This window comes from Pseudomonas saponiphila, assembly GCF_900105185.1.
In the GTDB taxonomy this organism is placed as follows: Bacteria; Pseudomonadota; Gammaproteobacteria; order Pseudomonadales; family Pseudomonadaceae; genus Aquipseudomonas; species Aquipseudomonas saponiphila.
In genome coordinates this window covers 3001657-3019596 of record NZ_FNTJ01000001.1, presented here as the reverse complement: position 1 = coordinate 3019596, position 17940 = coordinate 3001657, and the positions used below count along the sequence as shown (strand labels likewise).

14 protein-coding genes are annotated in these 17940 nt (G+C 64.5%); 8 read left to right on the top strand and 6 right to left on the bottom strand.

The genetic code is table 11. The features are described 5' to 3' along the window. The first annotated feature begins 28 nt into the window (after window positions 1-28). On the top strand, window positions 29-853 hold the full coding sequence (gene efeO, locus BLV47_RS14085; protein ID WP_092314500.1) for an iron uptake system protein EfeO: 825 nt from the start codon (window positions 29-31) through the stop codon (window positions 851-853). 293 nt (window positions 854-1146) lie between these two features. Continuing rightward, window positions 1147-2352 carry an MFS transporter gene (locus BLV47_RS14080; RefSeq protein WP_092314498.1) on the top strand — a complete coding sequence of 402 codons (1206 nt, stop codon included), beginning with the start codon at window positions 1147-1149 and terminating at the stop codon, window positions 2350-2352. A gap of 77 nt (window positions 2353-2429) precedes the next feature. Here BLV47_RS14080 and pssA read toward each other — a convergent pair whose 3' ends face one another. Then, entirely contained in the window at window positions 2430-3773 is a 1344-nt protein-coding gene (gene pssA, locus BLV47_RS14075) for a CDP-diacylglycerol--serine O-phosphatidyltransferase (RefSeq protein WP_092314496.1), read from the bottom strand. 240 nt (window positions 3774-4013) lie between these two features. Here pssA and BLV47_RS14070 point away from each other — a divergent pair, with 240 nt between their 5' ends. Together BLV47_RS14070 and BLV47_RS14065 are read left to right on the top strand one after the other, a co-directional pair. Then, on the top strand, window positions 4014-4577 hold the full coding sequence (locus BLV47_RS14070; RefSeq protein ID WP_092314494.1) for a TetR/AcrR family transcriptional regulator: 564 nt from the start codon (window positions 4014-4016) through the stop codon (window positions 4575-4577). Between the two features lie 58 nt (window positions 4578-4635). Then, on the top strand, window positions 4636-5115 hold the full coding sequence (locus tag BLV47_RS14065; RefSeq protein WP_092314492.1) for a nuclear transport factor 2 family protein: 480 nt from the start codon (window positions 4636-4638) through the stop codon (window positions 5113-5115). Between the two features lie 185 nt (window positions 5116-5300). On the opposite strand, the gene sfnG is transcribed toward BLV47_RS14065, so the two are convergent. After that, entirely contained in the window at window positions 5301-6395 is a 1095-nt protein-coding gene (gene sfnG, locus BLV47_RS14060) for a dimethylsulfone monooxygenase SfnG (RefSeq protein WP_092314490.1), read from the bottom strand. 394 nt (window positions 6396-6789) lie between these two features. Between sfnG and BLV47_RS14055 the strand changes: the two genes are divergently transcribed. Continuing rightward, complete coding sequence (locus BLV47_RS14055; protein WP_092314488.1) at window positions 6790-8025, top strand: acyl-CoA dehydrogenase family protein; 1236 nt, start codon at window positions 6790-6792, stop codon at window positions 8023-8025. A gap of 215 nt (window positions 8026-8240) precedes the next feature. Then, window positions 8241-9020, top strand: a complete 780-nt coding sequence (locus BLV47_RS14050) for a TSUP family transporter (RefSeq protein WP_092314486.1) — start codon at window positions 8241-8243, stop codon at window positions 9018-9020. Here the strand turns inward: BLV47_RS14050 and nudC are convergent. The 4 genes from nudC to BLV47_RS14030 form a co-directional block, all read right to left on the bottom strand. Next, the gene (gene nudC / locus BLV47_RS14045; protein ID WP_092314484.1) at window positions 8988-9818 is read right to left on the bottom strand and encodes an NAD(+) diphosphatase; all 831 of its coding nucleotides are present in this window, start codon (window positions 9816-9818) and stop codon (window positions 8988-8990) included. The two genes, BLV47_RS14050 and nudC, sit on opposite strands and share 33 nt — an antisense overlap. A gap of 6 nt (window positions 9819-9824) precedes the next feature. Then, a complete protein-coding gene (locus BLV47_RS14040) occupies window positions 9825-10637 on the bottom strand; it encodes a crotonase/enoyl-CoA hydratase family protein (RefSeq protein ID WP_092314482.1) in 813 nt (270 codons plus the stop codon). 487 nt (window positions 10638-11124) lie between these two features. After that, the gene (locus tag BLV47_RS14035; protein WP_092314480.1) at window positions 11125-12423 is read right to left on the bottom strand and encodes an ATP-binding protein; all 1299 of its coding nucleotides are present in this window, start codon (window positions 12421-12423) and stop codon (window positions 11125-11127) included. A 4-nt stretch (window positions 12424-12427) separates the two neighbouring features. Next, window positions 12428-13129 carry a response regulator gene (locus BLV47_RS14030; protein ID WP_092314478.1) on the bottom strand — a complete coding sequence of 234 codons (702 nt, stop codon included), beginning with the start codon at window positions 13127-13129 and terminating at the stop codon, window positions 12428-12430. A gap of 199 nt (window positions 13130-13328) precedes the next feature. Between BLV47_RS14030 and BLV47_RS14025 the strand changes: the two genes are divergently transcribed. Continuing rightward, window positions 13329-14483, top strand: a complete 1155-nt coding sequence (locus tag BLV47_RS14025) for an efflux RND transporter periplasmic adaptor subunit (RefSeq protein WP_092314476.1) — start codon at window positions 13329-13331, stop codon at window positions 14481-14483. A 10-nt stretch (window positions 14484-14493) separates the two neighbouring features. Next, window positions 14494-17592, top strand: coding sequence for an efflux RND transporter permease subunit (locus BLV47_RS14020; protein ID WP_092314474.1), 3099 nt, complete (start codon window positions 14494-14496; stop codon window positions 17590-17592). Window positions 17593-17940 lie beyond the last annotated feature (348 nt).

The window sequence follows — 17940 nt, the reverse complement described above, 5'->3', positions numbered from 1 at the left end:
AACACCACCACCCCCACGGAAACGTCCCATGAAAAAGTCGCCTCTCGCTGTGTTGCTGACCCTTGGCTTGCTCCACGCTCCACTGTCGGCGTTCGCCGCCACCGCGCCCCTGGAACTGGTGGGGCCGATCTCCGACTACAAGATCTACGTCACCGCACAGCTCGACGAACTGGCCAGCCACACCCAGCAGTTCACCGACGCGGTGAAACAGGGCGACCTGGCCACCGCCAGGAAGCTCTACGCGCCGACCCGGGTCTACTACGAGTCGATCGAGCCGATCGCCGAACTCTTCAGTGACCTCGACGCCGCCATCGACTCGCGGGTCAATGACCATGAGCAAGGCGTCAAGGCCGAGGACTTCACCGGTTTCCACCGCCTGGAGTACTCACTGTTCTCGGAAAACAGCACCGAAGGCCTGGGTCAACTGGCCGACGGCCTGAACAACAACGTCAAGGACCTGCAGAGCCGCGTAGCCGGCCTGACCTTCCCGCCGGAAAAGGTCGTGGGAGGCGCCGCCGCGCTGCTGGAAGAAGTGGCCGCGACCAAGATCTCCGGTGAAGAGGACCGCTACAGCCACACCGACCTCTACGACTTCCAGGGCAACATCGACGGGGCGAAGAAAATCGTCGACCTGTTCCGCGGCCAGATCGCCAAGCAGGACCAGGCCTTTGTCGCCAAGGTGGACAAGAACTTCGCCACGGTGAACGGCATCCTGGCCAAGTACAAAACCGCCGACGGCGGCTTCATGACCTACGACAAGGTCAAAGACAACGACCGCAAGGCCCTGGTGGGCCCGGTCAACACCCTGGCCGAAGACCTCTCGACCCTGCGCGGCAAACTGGGCCTGAACTGAACCCGACGCCCACGCTGCCCCCAGCCCCCCTCGTAGGAGCTGGCTTGCCAGCGAAGGCGACCTTGAAATTCAACACCCGTCTCAGGGCCCTCTTCGCCGGCAAGCCGGCTCCTACACCGCAGCCCCCAGCAACACCTGTGGAACTGGCTTGCCAGCGAAGGCGATCGTGAATTCGACACCTCTTCGCCAGCCAGCCTGCGCCAAGGGCAGCATCACTGATGCAGATAAGACTGGGCTGTGACGCCTTATCCCGATAACGTTCACGGCCCAATCGCTTTCATGGAAGACCCAGCATGTCTCGCCCTTTAGCGGCCAGCGCGCCGCTGACTGCCACGCCCTTCTCGCTCTTGCCGCTGATGGCCGCCTACATGGCCTGCACCATGTCGATGATGGCGTTCGTCTCGCTGATCGGCCCGATCTCCCGGGCGCTGCGCCTGGAGACCTGGCACGCGGGCGCCGTGGTCACCGTTTCCGGGGTGGTCTGGATGCTCCTGGCGCGCCCCTGGGGCCAGGCCAGCGACCGCTTCGGCCGGCGCCGGGTCCTGCTGCTGGGCACCGCCGGTTTCACCCTCGCCTACTGGGCCCTGTGCCTGTTCATCGATCTGTCGCTGCAAAGCCTGCCCAGCGTCGTCATGGCCTTTTTCGGCCTGATGCTCGGACGCGGCCTGATCGGTGCCTTTTATGCGGCGATTCCGGTGGGCGGCTTCGCCTTGATCGCCGACAACGTCGAACCCGAGCATCGCGCCCGGGCCATGGCCACCCTCGGCGCGGCCAACGCCGTGGGCCTGGTGGTCGGTCCGGCGGTCGCCGCGCTGCTGGCCCACTACAGCCTGAGCCTGCCCTTCTACGCCATGGCGGTGCTGCCATTGCTGGCGTTTCTGGTGCTGCGCTACAAGCTGCCGCGCCAGGAACTGCACCTCAAGCACGCCCCCAGCCGGGTGCCCTTGAATGACCCGCGGCTGTTGCGACCGATGACCGTGGCCTTTGTCGCCATGCTGTGTGTGTCCATCGCCCAGATCACCGTCAGTTTTTACGCCATGGATCGCCTGCAACTGGACCCGGCCGCCGCGGCACAGACCGCCGGGGTGGCCCTGGCCATGGTCGGCGTGGCGTTGATCTGCGCCCAGCTGGTGGTGCGCAAGCTGGAATGGCCGCCATTGCGGATGATCCGCTACGGCGCGCTGCTCTCGGCGCTGGGCTATGCCGGCAGCATGCTGGTGGACAGCGCCTGGGGCCTGTGGCTGGCGTTCTTTGTGTCGGCGGCGGGCATGGGTGGGGTGTTTCCGTCGTTCTCGGCCCTGGCGGCGAATGCCGTGGAGGCCTCGGAACAGGGCGCGACCGCGGGCAGTATCGGCGCCGCCCAGGGCTTGGGCGTGGTCATCGGGCCGCTGGCCGGCAGCCTGATCTACGCCATCGAGCCGCGCCTGCCCTACCTGCTGGCGGCGGTGCTGCTGGTGCTGATTGCAATCTGGCCAGCCCCGCCACGCACAAACCGCTAGCCGCCCCAGGCTGGGGAGCGCCGCCCTGGAGATTGCCAGGGGGCCCACGACCCTGGGCCCAGGGTCGCGGCGATGGGTTACAGCATGCGGTAGAGCAGACGCTCGATACGCACGCGGCTGACCCGGCGCAGGAACTTGCTCACGGCCTCGGGGTAATCCACCAGGCTTTCCAGGTACTGGAAGTGCTCGATGCGCCGGGTGTGGCGATAGATCAGCGCCTGCTCGGCGCTGCGCGCTTGCAGCAACTGGCCCTTGGGGTCGTCCAGCAACAGGGCGTTTTCCAGATCCAGGCGAAACGCCCGGGGGTTGAGGTTGTTGCCGGTGAGCAAGGTGTAGCGCTCATCGACCCACATCCCCTTGAGGTGATAGGTGTTGTCGCCGTCACGCCACAGGTGCAGGTTCAACTGGCCGCTGTCGATCACTTTCTGATGCCGCTTGGCGAAGCGCCGCAGGCTGATCTCGTACAGGTACGGCAGCGCCGCGATGACCTTGAACGGCTCGCTGGGCGGGATATAGAAGTCGTTGGCGGTCTTGTCGCCGACGATGATGTCGATCTTCACCCCGCGCTCCAGGGCCCGGTTGATTTCCCGGGTCACCGGTAGCGGCAAGTTGAAATATGGCGTGCAGATGGTCAGCTGGCGCTGGGCGCCGGCGATCAGCTCGCAGATCACCCGGTTCAGCGGGTTGCCCTTGCCGACCCCGAGCAATGGACTGACCGAGAGCTCGCTCTTGTCCAGGCTGCCGGCGGTGGTGTCGTAGGTGGCGTGCTTGAGACGGCTGCGCAGATCGCCAATGTCGTTGCGCAGGCTGCGGGTGCTGGGCAGGTTCGGCAGGTCCAGGCGATGCACCGCCCGCGACGCCACCAGGCCGTGCTGCACCAGGTGCTGCATGGAATCGGCCAGGGCCTGGTTGTGCAACAGGTGGTAACGGTCGAAGCGGTACTTGTCGAACTTGTGCAGATAAACGTTATTCAGGCTGGCGCCGCTGTAGAGCACGCAGTCGTCGATGACGAAACCCTTGAGGTGCAGCACCCCGAACAGCTCCCGGGTCTGCACCGGCACGCCGTAGATCGGCACTTCGCTGGCGTGGGTGCGGGTCATTTCCTGGTACCAGGCCGAATTGCCCGGCTGTTTGCCGGCACCGATCAGGCCGCGCTGGGCCCGCAGCCAGTCGACCACGACCACCACGTCCAGCTCCGGGCGGGCGGCCTTGGCGGCGTGCAGGGCATCCAGGATCTCCTGGCCGGCTTCGTCCTGTTGCAGATACAAGGCAACGATGTAGATGCGCCGGCTGGCCTGGGCGATTTGCTCCAGCAATGTGCGGCGAAATTGTGCAGCACCGGTCAGCGTGGTGAAGGCCTCGGCGGCCAGCGGAAAGCTGCGCAGTTTGGGCAGCAGGGAACGTTTGAAAAGCGACGGCATAGGGCTCGCAGTGGCTCAAATCCAAAGAGCGCAAGAGCTTACACCATGCAACAGGCTGAGTCCCCTGCCGGACATGTACAAGGCCACTCCCCCGCCCTGAACAGCTAAGGATTCTTCGGATGCTGCGCAAGACCTGATGACGCCTTCGCTGGCGAGCCAGCTCCTACATGGCGGGGGAAATTCGATGGTCAATAAAATAATTATTTGACCAAGGAGAACGATCGTTCTACTCTTTGCTCCATGAACGAAATTACTCCCTCTGAAACACGTGACATCATCCTCGATGTCACCGAAAAAATGATCTACAAGAATGGCATTGCCGCCACCGGCATGGATTTGCTGGTGAAAACCGCCGGGGTGTCGAGAAAGAGCGTTTATCGCTACTTCAGCACCAAGGACGAACTGGTGGTGGCCGCCCTGGAACGTCGCGACCAGCGCTGGATGCACTGGTACAGGACTGAAGTGGGCAAGGCCGCGGGCACCGCACAACGGCTGCTGGCACTGTTCAGCGTACTCAAGGACTGGTTCGAGTCCGAAGGTTTCCGCGGCTGCGCCTTTATCAACACCAGCGGCGAAACCGGCGATCCACAGGACCCGGTGCGCCAGGTGGCGAAACAACATAAACAGAAACTGCTCGATTACGTGACCGAGCTTTGCCAGGAACATGGCGTACAACATCCCGATGAGTTGGCAGCGCAACTGCTGATCCTGATAGATGGCGCCATTACCGTTGCCCTTGTCATGGGCGATCACAGTGCTGCTGATAATGCGCAATGCATGGCGCGAAAGTTATTGGACCTCTGATTGTTTTAAATAAGAGCAACTTCTTTGTTTGAACAACAACTTTCATTGGAGACAGATCATGTCGTCTAACGCTCAAGTGCGCCCGCCCCTTCCGCCTTTCACTCGCGAGTCGGCGATTGAAAAGGTCCGTCTGGCCGAAGATGGCTGGAACTCCCGGGACCCGGAACGGGTATCCCTGGCCTACACCCTGGATACCCAATGGCGCAACCGCGCCGAGTTCGCCCACAACCGCGAAGAAGCCAAGGCTTTCCTCGCCCGCAAATGGGCCAAGGAGCTGGATTACCGTCTGATCAAGGAACTCTGGGCCTTTACCGACAACCGTATCGCCGTGCGTTACGCCTATGAATGGCACGACGACTCCGGTAACTGGTTCCGCTCCTACGGCAACGAGAACTGGGAGTTCGACGAACACGGCCTGATGGCCCGGCGTTTCGCCTGCGTCAACGACATGCCGATCAAGTCAACCGAGCGCAAGTTCCACTGGCCCCTGGGCCGGCGCCCGGATGACCATCCAAGCCTTAGCGACCTGGGCCTGTAACCCGGCCCAAGGTTCTTTTACCTAGCGCACCCGTCGTAGGAGCTGGCTTGCCAGCGAAGGCGTCCTCAAGCCCTGCACCGAGGCCAAAGGCCCTTTCGCCGGCAAGCCGGCTCCTACAAGGCAATCTCGCGCAACAAGCCTTGCATCGGGCTGGTGAACCGCGTCGCCGGCCAGCAAGGCGCCGTTCAAGCCGCCGCTTCTTGCTCCTTGAGCCGGGCCTGGGCTTCCAGCTCGCGCACCAGGGGCAATACCCGCTTGCCGAAATATTCCACCTCTTCCTGGAAATGCAGGAACCCCGCCAGCACCAGGTCCACCCCCACTGCCTTCAGGTCGACGATGCGCTGGGCAATCTGTTGCGGGGTGCCGATCAGGTTGGTCTTGAAGCCGTCGTTGTACTGCACCAGATCCTCGAAACTCGACTTGGCCCAGTTGCCCTCGCCTTCCGGCGAGGCCTTGCCGGCCTGCCTGGCGGCGTCACCAAAGGCGTTCACCGCCTCCGGGTCGGCCTGCTCGATGATTTGCGCCAGCACCGCCTGTGCCTCTTCCTCGGTATCCCGGGCAATCACAAAGGCGTTGACGCCGATTTTCACCGAGTGCTGGTTGGCCGCCGCCTTGGCGCGGATGTCGTCCACCTGGGCCTTGATGCCTTCAACGCTGTTGCCATTGGTGAAGTACCAGTCCGAAACCCTGGCCGCCATGTCCCGCGCCGCCCGTGAACTACCGCCCTGGAAGATCTCCGGCCGGCCCAGGGGCTTGGGCTTGAGGCTGTAGTTGTCAAAACGATAGAAGTCGCCCTTGAAGGTGAAGTGGTCCTGGCTCCAGATGCCCCGCAGGGAACGGATGAATTCCTCGGAACGGCGATAGCGCTCGTCGTGCTCCAGCCAGTGTTCGCCAATGGCCTGGAACTCGCCCTTGAACCAGCCGCTGACGATATTCACCGCGATCCGGCCGTTGGTCAGCTGGTCGATGGTGGCCAGCTGCTTAGCCGCCAGCGCCGGCTGCCAGGGCCCGGGCAGAATCGCCGCGATCACCTTGAGCTTGCTGGTGGCAGCCAGCAGCGCATGGCTGAAGGCCACCGACTCGTGCTGGTACTCGGCGCCGTAGCCGGCGGTGAAGCGGATCTGGGTCAGGGCATATTCGAAGCCGGCCTCCTCGGCGATCTGCGCCAGTTTGCGGTTGTAATCGATGCCCCAGTGGGTGCGCTGCTCGATCTTGCTCACCACCAGACCACCGCTGACGTTGGGCACCCAGTAGGCAAATTTCACGGCTTGCTGACTCATGGCTCGGTCCTCGGGACAGATAAAGGTGCGATCACCAGAGCAGCAAGCGTGCCAGGGACTGTCGGTGGCCCGGTTTCGATGTGCCCCCGGCGCTTCGAAGATCGCGCTGGAAGCGCGCCCAGCCAAGCCTGTCGGACCACTGGCGGTCGGCGCCTGCACACTTGGAGTCCTGGGTTGGCCGTGGCCTCTAGCCGTGGCGAGCGCGCCACCGAAACACTGCATAAACAGACGATTTGTTGATGAAGTGTTGCCCGGACAACAGTTGACTGGCCCTGCCATGAGCCCAGCCCCAGGCAGACCGGGCTGCGGGATGTCGGCATGCTGTGTGCAAAGAGCTGCAAAGAGCTGCCCAGACACCCACTGTTTTTTCTGCCGAACCCAGGAGCTACACACCATGACTGAACACCAGGTAATCAATCCATTGTCCCTGGGGGTCGATTACGAGCCTCTGGCCGAGCGCTTCCGACCGATCTTCCAGCGCATCGCCGCCGGAGCCGTGGAGCGCGAGCACAGTCGCACCTTGCCGCATGAACCCATCCAATGGCTCAAGGAGGCCGGTTTCGGCGCCCTGCGAGTGCCCGTGGAATATGGCGGCGGCGGAGCCTCCCTGCCCCAGTTGTTCCAACTGCTGATCGAGCTGGCCGCGGCCGACGCCAATGTGCCCCAGGCCCTGCGCGGGCACTTCGCCTTTGCCGAGGACCGCCTCAACGCCCCACCCGGGCCGGGTCGGGATCTGTGGTTCAAGCGCTTTGTCGAGGGCGATATCGTCGGCTGCGCCTGGACCGAAATCGGCGCGGTGGAGATTGGCCAGGTGATTACCAAGGTGACGCCGGACGGCGAAAAATGGCGCCTCAACGGCGAGAAGTTCTACAGCACCGGAAGCATTTTCTCCGATTGGATCGACGTCTACGCCCAGCGCAGCGACACCGGCGGCGATGTGATCGCGGCGGTGCGTACCCGCCAGCCGGGGATCCAGCAGAGCGATGACTGGGACGGTTTCGGCCAGCGCACCACCGGCAGTGGCACCTCGCGCTTCAACGACGCCGAAGTCGAGGCCGAGAACATCATCGATTTCGGCACTCGCTTCAAATACCAGACCGCCTTCTATCAACTGGTGCTGCTGGCGACCCTGGCCGGGATCGGCCGCGCCGCGCTGCGCGATGTGGCCCACGAAGTGCGGGTGCGCAAGCGCATCTACAGCCACGGCAACGCGCCCCAGGTCAGCGCCGACGCCCAGGTACAGCAAGTGGTGGGCGAGATTGCCGCCCTGGTGTATGCGGCCGAAGCCGCGGCGGTCCGCGCCGCGGCACCGGCGCAACAGGCCTACCTGGCGCGCTTTGCCGGGGATGAGGTGCAGGAACGAGCGGCCAATGTGGCGGCGGAAATCGAATCGGCCACGGCCCAGGTGGTGGTGACCGAACTGATTCAGCGCGCCACCAGCGAACTGTTCAACGCCCTCGGGGCCTCGGACATTCGCCAGGGCAAGGCCCTGGACCGGCACTGGCGCAACGCGCGGACCGTGTCTTCGCACAACCCGGTGATCTACAAGGCGCGGATCGTCGGCGACTGGCAGATCAACGGCAACGAGCCGCCCTTTGTCTGGCAGATCGGCAACGGTCCGCAACGCTGACCCTTCCCTGCAGCGTCCGTAGGAGCTGGCTTGCCAGCGAAGGCGCCCTCCGGTCGTGCGCCAGGCTCAAAGGCCCATTCGCCGGCAAGCCGGCTCCTACGATAGGGGTATCAGACCAAGGTCGAGGCGGTCGCGCAGCGGGCGGGGTTGCAGGTAAGATGGCGGTCTTGCGCGCAGCCCCCTTTGCGCCTCCCGCCGAACCATAAGCCGAATCCATGCCCTTCGATCTCAGCGTTGACCTGACCACCCTCGCCATCCTCGCCCTCGTGGCTTTCATCGCCGGTTTCATCGACGCCATTGCCGGCGGTGGCGGCCTGCTGACCACGCCCGCCCTGCTCACCGCCGGTTTGCCGCCGCATCTGGTGCTGGGCACCAACAAGCTCAGCTCGACCTTCGGTTCGGCCACCGCCAGTTTCACCTTCTACCGGCGCAAGCTGTTCCACCCGCGGCAGTGGATGCACGCCATCATCGGCACCCTGGTGGGCGCGCTGACCGGAGCCATCGTCGCCCATTACCTGCCGGCCGAGTGGCTGAACAAGATGTTGCCGGTGATTGTCTTCGCCTGTGGCCTGTACCTGCTGTTCGGCGGCACGCCCAAGGCGCCGCTGGACAGCGACGCGCCGATCAAGAAGAAGTGGCAATCGAGCCAGGGCTTCAGCCTGGGCTTCTACGACGGCGTGGCCGGGCCCGGCACCGGGGCGTTCTGGACCGTGAGCAGCCTGCTGCTCTACCCCATCGACCTGGTCAAGGCCAGCGGCGTGGCCCGCAGCATGAACTTCGTCAGCAACATCGCGGCGCTGTCGGTGTTCGTGTTCTCCGGGCAGGTGGACTGGATCATCGGCCTGTGCATGGGCCTGTCGGTGATGGTCGGGGCCTTCTTCGGGGCACGCACCGCGATCAGCGGTGGTGCCAAGTTCATTCGCCCGGTGTTCATCACCGTGGTTCTGGGATTGACCGTGCGCCTAGCCTGGCAGCACTGGTTCAGCGTGGCCTAGGCGACGCGCCACGTAGAGATCGATCAGGTAGCGGGCAATCGAGCGCGAGGCCGGCAATGGCGGCAGCGCATGGACGTTGAACCACTGGGCGTCCTCGATCTCGTCTTCCTGGGGCACGATTTCGCCGCCGGCGTATTCGGCATGGAAGCCCAGCATCATCGAATGCGGGAACGGCCAGCACTGGCTGCCCATGTACTGGATGTTCCTGACCTCGATGCTGACTTCTTCGCGTACCTCGCGGATCAGGCAATCCTCCGCCGACTCGCCGGGCTCGGCAAAGCCGGCCAGGGTGCTGTAGACCCCGCTGACGAAACGCGGCGAACGGGCCAGCAGCACTTCATCGCCACGGGTCACCAGCACGATCATGCTCGGTGAAATCCGCGGGTAGGCGCGCAGGTCGCAGGGCTCGCAGTACATCGCCCGCTCCCCCGGCACTTGCACCGTGGCCCGGCCGCAACTGCCGCAGAAACGATGCTCGCGGGCCCAGGTGCCGATCTGCGCGGCATAGCCCAGGACCTTGTACAGGGTGTGATCACCCTCCAGCATGAAGGCCCGCAGGCTTTTCCAGCCGCAGCCGGGCACCTCGGCGCGGCCACTGAGTTCCAGCAGGTACACCGGCTCGCCATCAAGGTGGCCGATGCCGTGCTCGGCCAACAGCGGCAGGTCCTGGCCCTTGAGCCAGTGCCGGGGAAACAGCGCGCCGTTATCGTCATGGAGAAAGCCGTCCGGGCCACGGGCCACGGCCCAGCCGCCAGGAAGTTCGGTATCCAGTACTGCGGTGGTCCAGCGTTCAATCATCGTCAATCAATCCAGAAATTCGGGCTTCTGTTTGCTCATGTGGGCGGCAATGGCCACACGCAAGTCGTTGGACTGCAACATCGCGGCGTTCCAGGTGGCGACATATTCCAGGCCGTCGTCGATCCGGTGGTCACGCATGTAGCTGAGCATTTCCTTGGTGCCGCTGACGGCGATCGGCGACTTGGCGGCAATTTCCCGGGCAATCTCCATGACCCCGTCCAGCAGGCTGGTGGCATCGCTGTAGGTGCGATTGACCAGGCCAATGCGGCGCGCCTCCTCGGCACCGAAGGTGCGCCCAGTGTAGGCCAGCTCGCGCAACATGCCGTCGCCGATGATACGCGGCAAACGTTGCAGTGTGCCGACATCCGCAGCCATGCCGATATCGATTTCCTTGATCGAGAATTGCGCGTCATCGGCGGCATAACGCATGTCGCAGGCGCTGATCAGGTCGATGGCGCCGCCCAGGCAGTAGCCCTGGATCGCCGCCAGCACCGGTTTGCGGCAGTTGTCCACGGCATTGAAGGAGGATTGCAGCTGGAGAATCTTGCGCCGCAGCAGGCGCGCATTGCGGCCCACGTCCTTGCCCAGTTCGTTGGCCACCCCGGCCAGCATCATCAGATCTATACCTGAGGAAAAGTGCTTGCCGGCGCCGCTGAGCACCACCACCCGCACCGCGTCGGTGTCGTCGATCCAGCGGAAGATCTCGACGATTTCGCTCCAGAACGCGGCGTTCATCGCGTTGATCTTCTCCGGGCGATTGATCTGCACATGGGCGATGTTGTCAGCGAGTTCGACGCGAAAGGCTTGGTATTCGGACATGGCAGCGATCCTTTACTGGGCAGAAAATAAGGGCCGAACTATAGCAAGTGGCGTCGCCGCCCCGTAAGGCAGCGCATTGGCCAAAAGCGGGACTTGGGCAACGCAACCGGCAGGCGGACGCCTTCGCCGGCAAGCCGACTCCTACGGGTTAGGCCGTAGCTCAGAAGAAAACTGTGGGGGCTGGCTTGCCAGCGAAGGCGTGCGCGGGTACGGCGCAAGGCTCGAAGGCGCCCTCGCCGGCAAGCCGGCTCCTACGGGTTAGGCCGTAGCTCGGAGGAAAACTGTGGGAGCTGGCTTGCCAGCGAAGGCGTGCGCGAGTACGGCGCAAGGCTCGAAGGCGCTCTCGCCGGCAAGCCGGCTCCTACGGGTTAGGCCGTAGCTCGGAGGAAAGCTGTGGGAGCTGGCTTGCCAGCGAAGGCGTGCGCGAGTACGGCGCAAGGCTCGAAGGCGCTTTCGCCGGCAAGCCGGCTCCTACAGCCGATCGGGGCTAGCCTCGTACCGGCAGGCTCAGGCGAAAACGCGCGCCGCCCAAGGGTGAGGCTTCCACGGTCAGGGTGCCGTCCTGGGCTTCCAGGGCACGACGACTGATGGCCAGCCCCAAACCAAAACCGCCGGTGGAGCGGTCGCGGCTGCGATCCAGCCGGTAGAACGGCTCGAACACCCGCTCGCGCTCATCATCGGGAATGCCAATGCCGTCATCGTCGACCCAGATCTCGCAGCGCTCGTCGCTCGCCAGCACCCCGACCTGGATGCGTTTTTCACAGTAGCGGGTGGCGTTGCGCAGCAGGTTCTGCAGGGCCCGGGCAGTGAGCCGCGGATCCAGGGTGAAACGCTCCAGGGTGCCGTGCAGCACAACATCGATGACCAGCTCCGACTCCAGCTCGTCATCGACGCTGCCGAGGATGCTGTCGATGAACTCGTCCAGCGACACCTCGATCTGCTCCGGCAGGCAGGCCGGGTTCTGCAGGCGACTGTAGGACAGCAGCTCCAGCACCAGCTCGTCCAGCTCGCGAATATGCGCCACCAACCCCTGCAGGCGCTCGCGGCTGGCCGCCGGCAGATCGTCGGAGAGCACCAGGGCCAGGCCGAAATCCAGTCGGGTCAAGGGGGTGCGCAGCTCATGGGACACAGCGTTGAGCAGGTCCCGCTGCTGATTGAGCAACTGCTCGATATCCCCGGCCATGGTGTCGAAGACATGGGCCAGGCTACCGATATTGGAACTGCCGGGCAGCTGCGTGCGCTCGCTCAGGTGGCCCTTGCCGAAACGCTCGGCGGTGCGCTTCAGGCGTTCCAGGTCGCGCCAGTGCGGCCTGACCCAGAGCAGCAGGCAGGCCAGCAGCACGGCGACGATCAGTACGTTGATGCTCCAGTACAGCAGGTTGACGTCCAGCGGGTCCGGTGGCACCACCAGCTTGACCGCCAACTGCTCATCGAGCGGCGACACCGCCAGGGTGCGCCAGCCCCAGTCACCCAGGCGCACGACCTTTTCCCCGCGTTGCAGGCGCTCGCGCTCGTAGTCGCTGAAATCCGCGTCGTCGATGCGTACCAGGGCCACCTGCAACGGATGGAATTCCTGGTCCATTTCCTTGGCCAGGGTCGGCCACTGCTCTGCCGGCAGGGCGTGGAACTGCTTGACGATCAGGCTCTGCAAACCCCGCGACTGCTCCAGGTTGTAGTCCTGGAAACGCTCGTGGAAGACCTTGATCACCAGGTCCGGAATCAGGTAGATGGCGGCACTGAAGGCAACGATGGTGATCAGGTACAGACGAACCAGGATACGCAGCATGGAATCAGCATTCCCACTCGGAACGGCTGAACAGGTAGCCCTTGCCCCACACGGTCTTGATCTTGCGCGCTTCGCCGGCGTGGTCGTCGAACTTGCGCCGCAACTTGGATATGGCCACGTCCACCGAGCGGTCGGTGCCGTTGAACTCGATGCCCCGCAGACGCTGGAGAATCTGGTCACGGCTCAACACTTCGCCGGCATGCCGAGCCAGTACCACCAACAGGTTGTACTCGCCGCTGGACAGCTCCACCAACTGCTCGCGCCAGGTTACGGTGCGCTCCGACAAGTCGATGCACAGGTTGCCCATGAGGATCTGGTCGCTGGCGGTCTGCGGTTCGCTGAGGCTGCTGCGGCGCAGCAAGGTACGCACCCGGGCCAGCAGCACTCGCGGTTCGCAAGGTTTTGTCACATAGTCGTCGGCGCCCATTTCCAGACCCAGCACCTGATCGTGGCTATCATCGCGGGCCGTCAGCATCAGGATCGGCAAGCTGGCCGAGTCGGCACGCAACAAGCGACAGACCTGCAAGCCATCCAGGCCCGGCAGCATCAGATCGAGGATCACCAGGTCCGGCGGGCTGGCCTTGGCCCGCTCGCGTACCTGATCACCGCGACTGATCACACTGACCTGGTAGCCGTTGCGCTCCAGGTAGCTGGCAATCAGCTCCGAGAGCGCGGTGTCGTCTTCGACAAGAAGAATATTGGGCATGACAAGGAGTCTTTATTGAAGAAGTACAGAGTCGCGGCGTTCCTTATAGAGCACCGGGCAACAGCAAGGCGCCAAGGATATACAACACTCACCGCGCAAGCGCGCCCGCTTCACACTTTTTCACACAGCACCTACACAGCTTCACAGCGGGCCTTGACCCATGCCCTTAGCATGCCGAGGTCATTATTGGGATATCAGTATGTCGAATAAACTCCTCGCGCCACTCTGCCTGCTGGTTCTGGCGACGGCGTTGAGCGCCTGCAGCAAGACCGAAGGCGAACAGGCACCGCCGACCGCCACCGTGCGGATCGAGACGGTACAGAGCCAGGCCCTGTCCATCACCAGCGAACTGAGCGGACGCATCGCCGCGCCGCGCAGTGCCGAAGTGCGCGCCCGAGTGGCCGGTGTGGTGTTGCAGCAGACCTTCCGCGAGGGTTCCGACGTCAAGCAGGGCGACGTGCTGTTTCGCATCGATCCGGCCCCCTTCCAGGCCGACCTGGACAGCGCCCGGGCCAACCTGCGCAAGGCCGAGGCCAGTGCCTTCCAGGCGAGCCTGCAAGAGCAGCGCTTTGCCAAGCTGATCGCCGACCAGGCCATCAGCGGCCAGGAATACGACAATGCACGGGCGGCCCGGCGCCAGGCCGACGCCGAGGTGGCGGCCAATCAGGCCGCGGTCAAGCGCGCCAAGCTCAACCTGGACTTCGCCACCGTCACCGCGCCGATTTCCGGGCGTGTCGGCCGCGCCCTGGTCACCGAGGGCGCCCTGGTGGGCCAGAACGAAACCACGCCCATGGCGCTGATCCAGCAGTTGAACCCGATCCACGCCGACCTGACCCAGTCCACCCGCGAGCTCAACGAACTGCGCCGGGCCTTTCGCGCCGGGCAGTTGCAACAGGTTGGCAAGGACCAGGCCAAGGCCACGCTGATCCAGGACGACGGCAGCCTCTACCCGTTGCCGGGCAAGTTGTTGTTCGCCGATATCAGCGTCGACCCGGGCACCGGGCAGATCATCCTGCGCAGCGAGTTCCCCAATCCGGACCTCGACCTGCTGCCGGGCAGCTTCGTGCGGGTGCGCCTGGAACAGGCGGTCAACCGCCAGGGCATCAGCGTGCCGCAACGAGCCATCCAGCGTGACAGCGCCGGTATCGCCCAGGTGCTGCTGGTGGACGCCGAGAACCGCGTGGTGCAGCACCCGGTGCAACTGGGCGGGGTCCTGAAAGACCGCTGGATCGTCACCGAGGGCCTCAAGCCCGGTGACCGAGTCATTGTCGAAGGCTTGCAACACGCCCGTCCCGGCGAGCAGGTGCAGATCGACGCCTCTCCCCTTGCCCTCGCCCAGCCTCCTGGCCAGTAGGTAGTACGTCATGCCGCAATTCTTTATCGACCGCCCGGTCTTTGCCTGGGTGGTCGCCTTTTTCATCCTCCTGAGTGGCGCCCTGGCGATTCCCCAGTTGCCGGTGGCGCAGTACCCCAACGTGGCACCGCCACAGATCGAGATCTACGCGGTCTATCCGGGTGCCTCGGCGCAGACCCTGGACGAGTCGGTGGTCAGCCTGATCGAGCAGGAGCTCAACGGCGCCGATCACCTGCTGTACTTCTCTTCCCAAAGCAGCCTGGGCAGCGCCACCATCACCGCGACCTTCCAGCCCGGCACCAACCCGGAACTGGCCCAGGTCGATGTGCAGAACCGCCTCAAGGCGGTGGAGCCGCGGCTGCCCCAGGCTGTGACTCAGCAAGGCCTGCAGATAGAGAAGGTGTCCGCCGGCTTCCTGTTGCTGATCACCCTGACCTCCAACGACGGGCGCCTGAGCAACGTCGCCCTCAGCGACTACCTGGCGCGCAACGTGATGAACGAGATCCGCCGCCTGGAGGGGGTCGGCAAGGCCCAGTTGTACGGCGCCGAACGGGCCATGCGGATCTGGCTCGACCCGCAGAAACTGGTGGGTTTCAACCTGACCCCGGCGGACGTCAATGCCGCGGTCGCGGCGCAGAACGCCCAGGTGCCGGCCGGCAGCATCGGCGACCTGCCCAACCCGTCCAGCCAGGAAATCACCGCGACCATCCTGGTCAAGGGCCAGTTGACCACCCCCGAGGAGTTCGCCGACATCGTGCTGCGGGCCAACCCGGACGGCTCCACGGTGCGCATCGGTGATGTGGCGCGGGTGGAAGTCGGCAGCCAGGAATACCAGTTCGGCACGCGCCTGAACGGCAAGCCGTCCACCGCGGTCGGCGTGCAGCTGTCGCCCGGGGCCAACGCCCTGAGCACCGCGACCCTGATCCGCGCCAAGATGGACGAGCTGTCGCGCTACTTCCCGGCCGGGGTGGAATACAAGATCCCCTACGACACCTCGCCCTTCGTCAAGGTTTCGATCACCAAGGTCATCTACACCCTGGTGGAAGCCATGGCCCTGGTGTTCCTGGTGATGTTCCTGTTCCTGCAGAACATCCGCTACACCCTGATCCCGACCCTGGTGGTGCCGGTGGCGCTGATGGGCACCTTCGCCACCATGCTGGCCCTGGGCTTCTCGATCAACGTGCTGACCATGTTCGGCATGGTGCTGGCCATCGGCATCCTGGTGGACGACGCCATCGTGGTGGTGGAGAACGTCGAGCGGATCATGGCCACTGAAGGGCTGTCGCCCAAGGACGCCACGCGCAAGGCGATGCAGCAGATCACCGGAGCCATCATCGGTATCACCCTGGTGCTGGTGGCGGTGTTCATTCCCATGGCCTTCATGCCGGGCTCGGTGGGGGTGATCTATCAGCAATTCTCCCTGTCCATGGCCACCTCGATCCTGTTCTCGGCGTTCCTCGCCCTGACCCTGACTCCGGCCTTGTGCGCCACTCTGCTCAAGCCCATCGCCAAAGGCGAGCACCACGAGCGCAAGGGCTTCTTCGGCTGGTTCAACCGGCGCTTCGAACGCCTGAGCGACCGCTACGAGGGCGGCGTGAGCTACGCCCTCAAGCGCAGCGGGCGCTACCTGCTGATCTACGTCGCCCTGCTGGCGATCATGGCGCTGCTGTTCAGCCGCCTGCCCTCCTCCTTCCTGCCGGTGGAGGACCAGGGCTACACCATCACCGATATCCAGCTGCCGCCCGGCGCCAGCCAGAACCGCACGGTCAAGGTGGTGGAGCAGATCGAAACGCACAACGCCAGCGAACCGGGCGTGGGCGACAGCACCATCATCCTCGGCTTCAGCTTCTCCGGTAGCGGGCAGAACGCGGCCCTGGCCTTCACCACCCTCAAGGACTGGTCGCAACGGGGCAGCGACGACTCGGCCATGGCCATCGCCGACCGGGCCAACGCCGCGCTGAGCGCAATCAAGGACGCCGTGGTCTACGCCGTGCTGCCGCCGCCGATCGATGGCCTGGGCACCTCCAGCGGCTTCGAGTTCCGCCTGCAGGACCGCGGCGGTGTCGGCCACGCCGCCTTGATGCAAGCCCGAACCGAGCTGCTCATGAACGCCGAGAAGAGCCCGATCCTGGCCAACGTCCGCGAAAGCGCCCTGGCCGAAGCACCCCAGGTGCAGCTGGAGGTGGACCGCAAGCAGGCCAATGCCCTGGGCGTGTCCTTCGGCGATATCGGCAACCTGCTGTCCACGGCCCTGGGCTCGGCCTACATCAACGACTTCCCCAACCAGGGACGGATGCAGCGGGTGGTGGTCCAGGCCGAAGGCGACCAGCGCAGCCAGGTCGAGGACCTGCTGCGCATGCAGGTGCGCAACAACGCCGGCAAGATGGTGCCGCTGTCAGCTTTCGTCCGCGCCAACTGGACCCTCGGACCGGCGCAGTTGACCCGCTACAACGGCTACCCGGCGATCGCCGTTTCCGGCGAGCCGGCCCCCGGCCACAGTACCGGTGAAGCCATGCAGGAGATCGAACGACTGGTGGCACAGCTGCCTGCCGGGTTGGGCCTGGAATGGACCGGCCTGTCACTGCAGGAACGCCTGTCCGGCAGCCAGGCGCCAATGCTGCTGGGCCTGTCGCTGCTGATCGTGTTCCTGTGCCTGGCGGCGCTCTACGAGAGCTGGTCGATCCCGACCTCGGTGCTGCTGGTGGTGCCCCTGGGGGTGCTGGGCGCGGTGCTGGCGGTGAGTTTGCGCGAGATGCCCAACGACGTGTTCTTCAAGGTCGGCCTGATCACCATCATCGGCCTGTCGGCGAAGAACGCGATCCTGATCATCGAGTTCGCCAAGAGCCTGTACGACGAAGGCCACGACCTGATCGACGCCACGGTGCAAGCTGCGCGCCTGCGCCTGCGGCCGATCGTCATGACCTCCCTGGCCTTCATCCTCGGCGTGGTGCCCCTGGCCATCGCCACCGGCGCCAGCTCCGCCAGCCAGCAAGCCATCGGCACCGGGGTGATCGGCGGCATGATCACCGCGACCCTGGCGGTGATCTTCGTCCCGGTGTTCTTCGTGGTGGTGATGAAACTGGTCAAGCGCGGTTCGGCCAAGGGCTGAAACCCTCACGGCGGGCCCCATGGCGGGGCCCGCAGCTGGTTCTCTGAGAGTTCCTGCTAAAAGGCGCTTCAGTCCTGCAACAGGCTGGCCAGGCGCTCGCGGGAAGTTTCCGGCTCACCTTCGACAGGCTGCGCGGAAGACAGGATGGGAGCTGCGGATTTCGGAGCACCGTGACCGGCCGTTTCGGTTGATCGTGACCGGTCATTTCGCTAACGCGTGACCGCTCATTTCGGTAGCAACGTGACCGATTTTCCGCCTGTTCCGAAACAGGTGGTCACGGCTTACCGAAATCGCCGGTCACGACTTAGCGAAAGCCTTCCCCTTCGTTGCGCATGACCTGATGCGCCG

Coding starts and splice junctions, on each gene's coding strand:
- BLV47_RS14040 (WP_092314482.1), bottom strand. CDS start 10,637: ATGTCCGAATACCAAGCCTTTCGCGTCGAACTCGCTGACAACATCGCC.
- BLV47_RS14065 (WP_092314492.1), top strand. CDS start 4,636: ATGTCGTCTAACGCTCAAGTGCGCCCGCCCCTTCCGCCTTTCACTCGC.
- BLV47_RS14055 (WP_092314488.1), top strand. CDS start 6,790: ATGACTGAACACCAGGTAATCAATCCATTGTCCCTGGGGGTCGATTAC.
- BLV47_RS14050 (WP_092314486.1), top strand. CDS start 8,241: ATGCCCTTCGATCTCAGCGTTGACCTGACCACCCTCGCCATCCTCGCC.
- nudC (WP_092314484.1), bottom strand. CDS start 9,818: ATGATTGAACGCTGGACCACCGCAGTACTGGATACCGAACTTCCTGGC.
- sfnG (WP_092314490.1), bottom strand. CDS start 6,395: ATGAGTCAGCAAGCCGTGAAATTTGCCTACTGGGTGCCCAACGTCAGC.
- efeO (WP_092314500.1), top strand. CDS start 29: ATGAAAAAGTCGCCTCTCGCTGTGTTGCTGACCCTTGGCTTGCTCCAC.
- BLV47_RS14070 (WP_092314494.1), top strand. CDS start 4,014: ATGAACGAAATTACTCCCTCTGAAACACGTGACATCATCCTCGATGTC.
- BLV47_RS14080 (WP_092314498.1), top strand. CDS start 1,147: ATGTCTCGCCCTTTAGCGGCCAGCGCGCCGCTGACTGCCACGCCCTTC.
- BLV47_RS14020 (WP_092314474.1), top strand. CDS start 14,494: ATGCCGCAATTCTTTATCGACCGCCCGGTCTTTGCCTGGGTGGTCGCC.
- BLV47_RS14030 (WP_092314478.1), bottom strand. CDS start 13,129: ATGCCCAATATTCTTCTTGTCGAAGACGACACCGCGCTCTCGGAGCTG.
- pssA (WP_092314496.1), bottom strand. CDS start 3,773: ATGCCGTCGCTTTTCAAACGTTCCCTGCTGCCCAAACTGCGCAGCTTT.
- BLV47_RS14035 (WP_092314480.1), bottom strand. CDS start 12,423: ATGCTGCGTATCCTGGTTCGTCTGTACCTGATCACCATCGTTGCCTTC.
- BLV47_RS14025 (WP_092314476.1), top strand. CDS start 13,329: ATGTCGAATAAACTCCTCGCGCCACTCTGCCTGCTGGTTCTGGCGACG.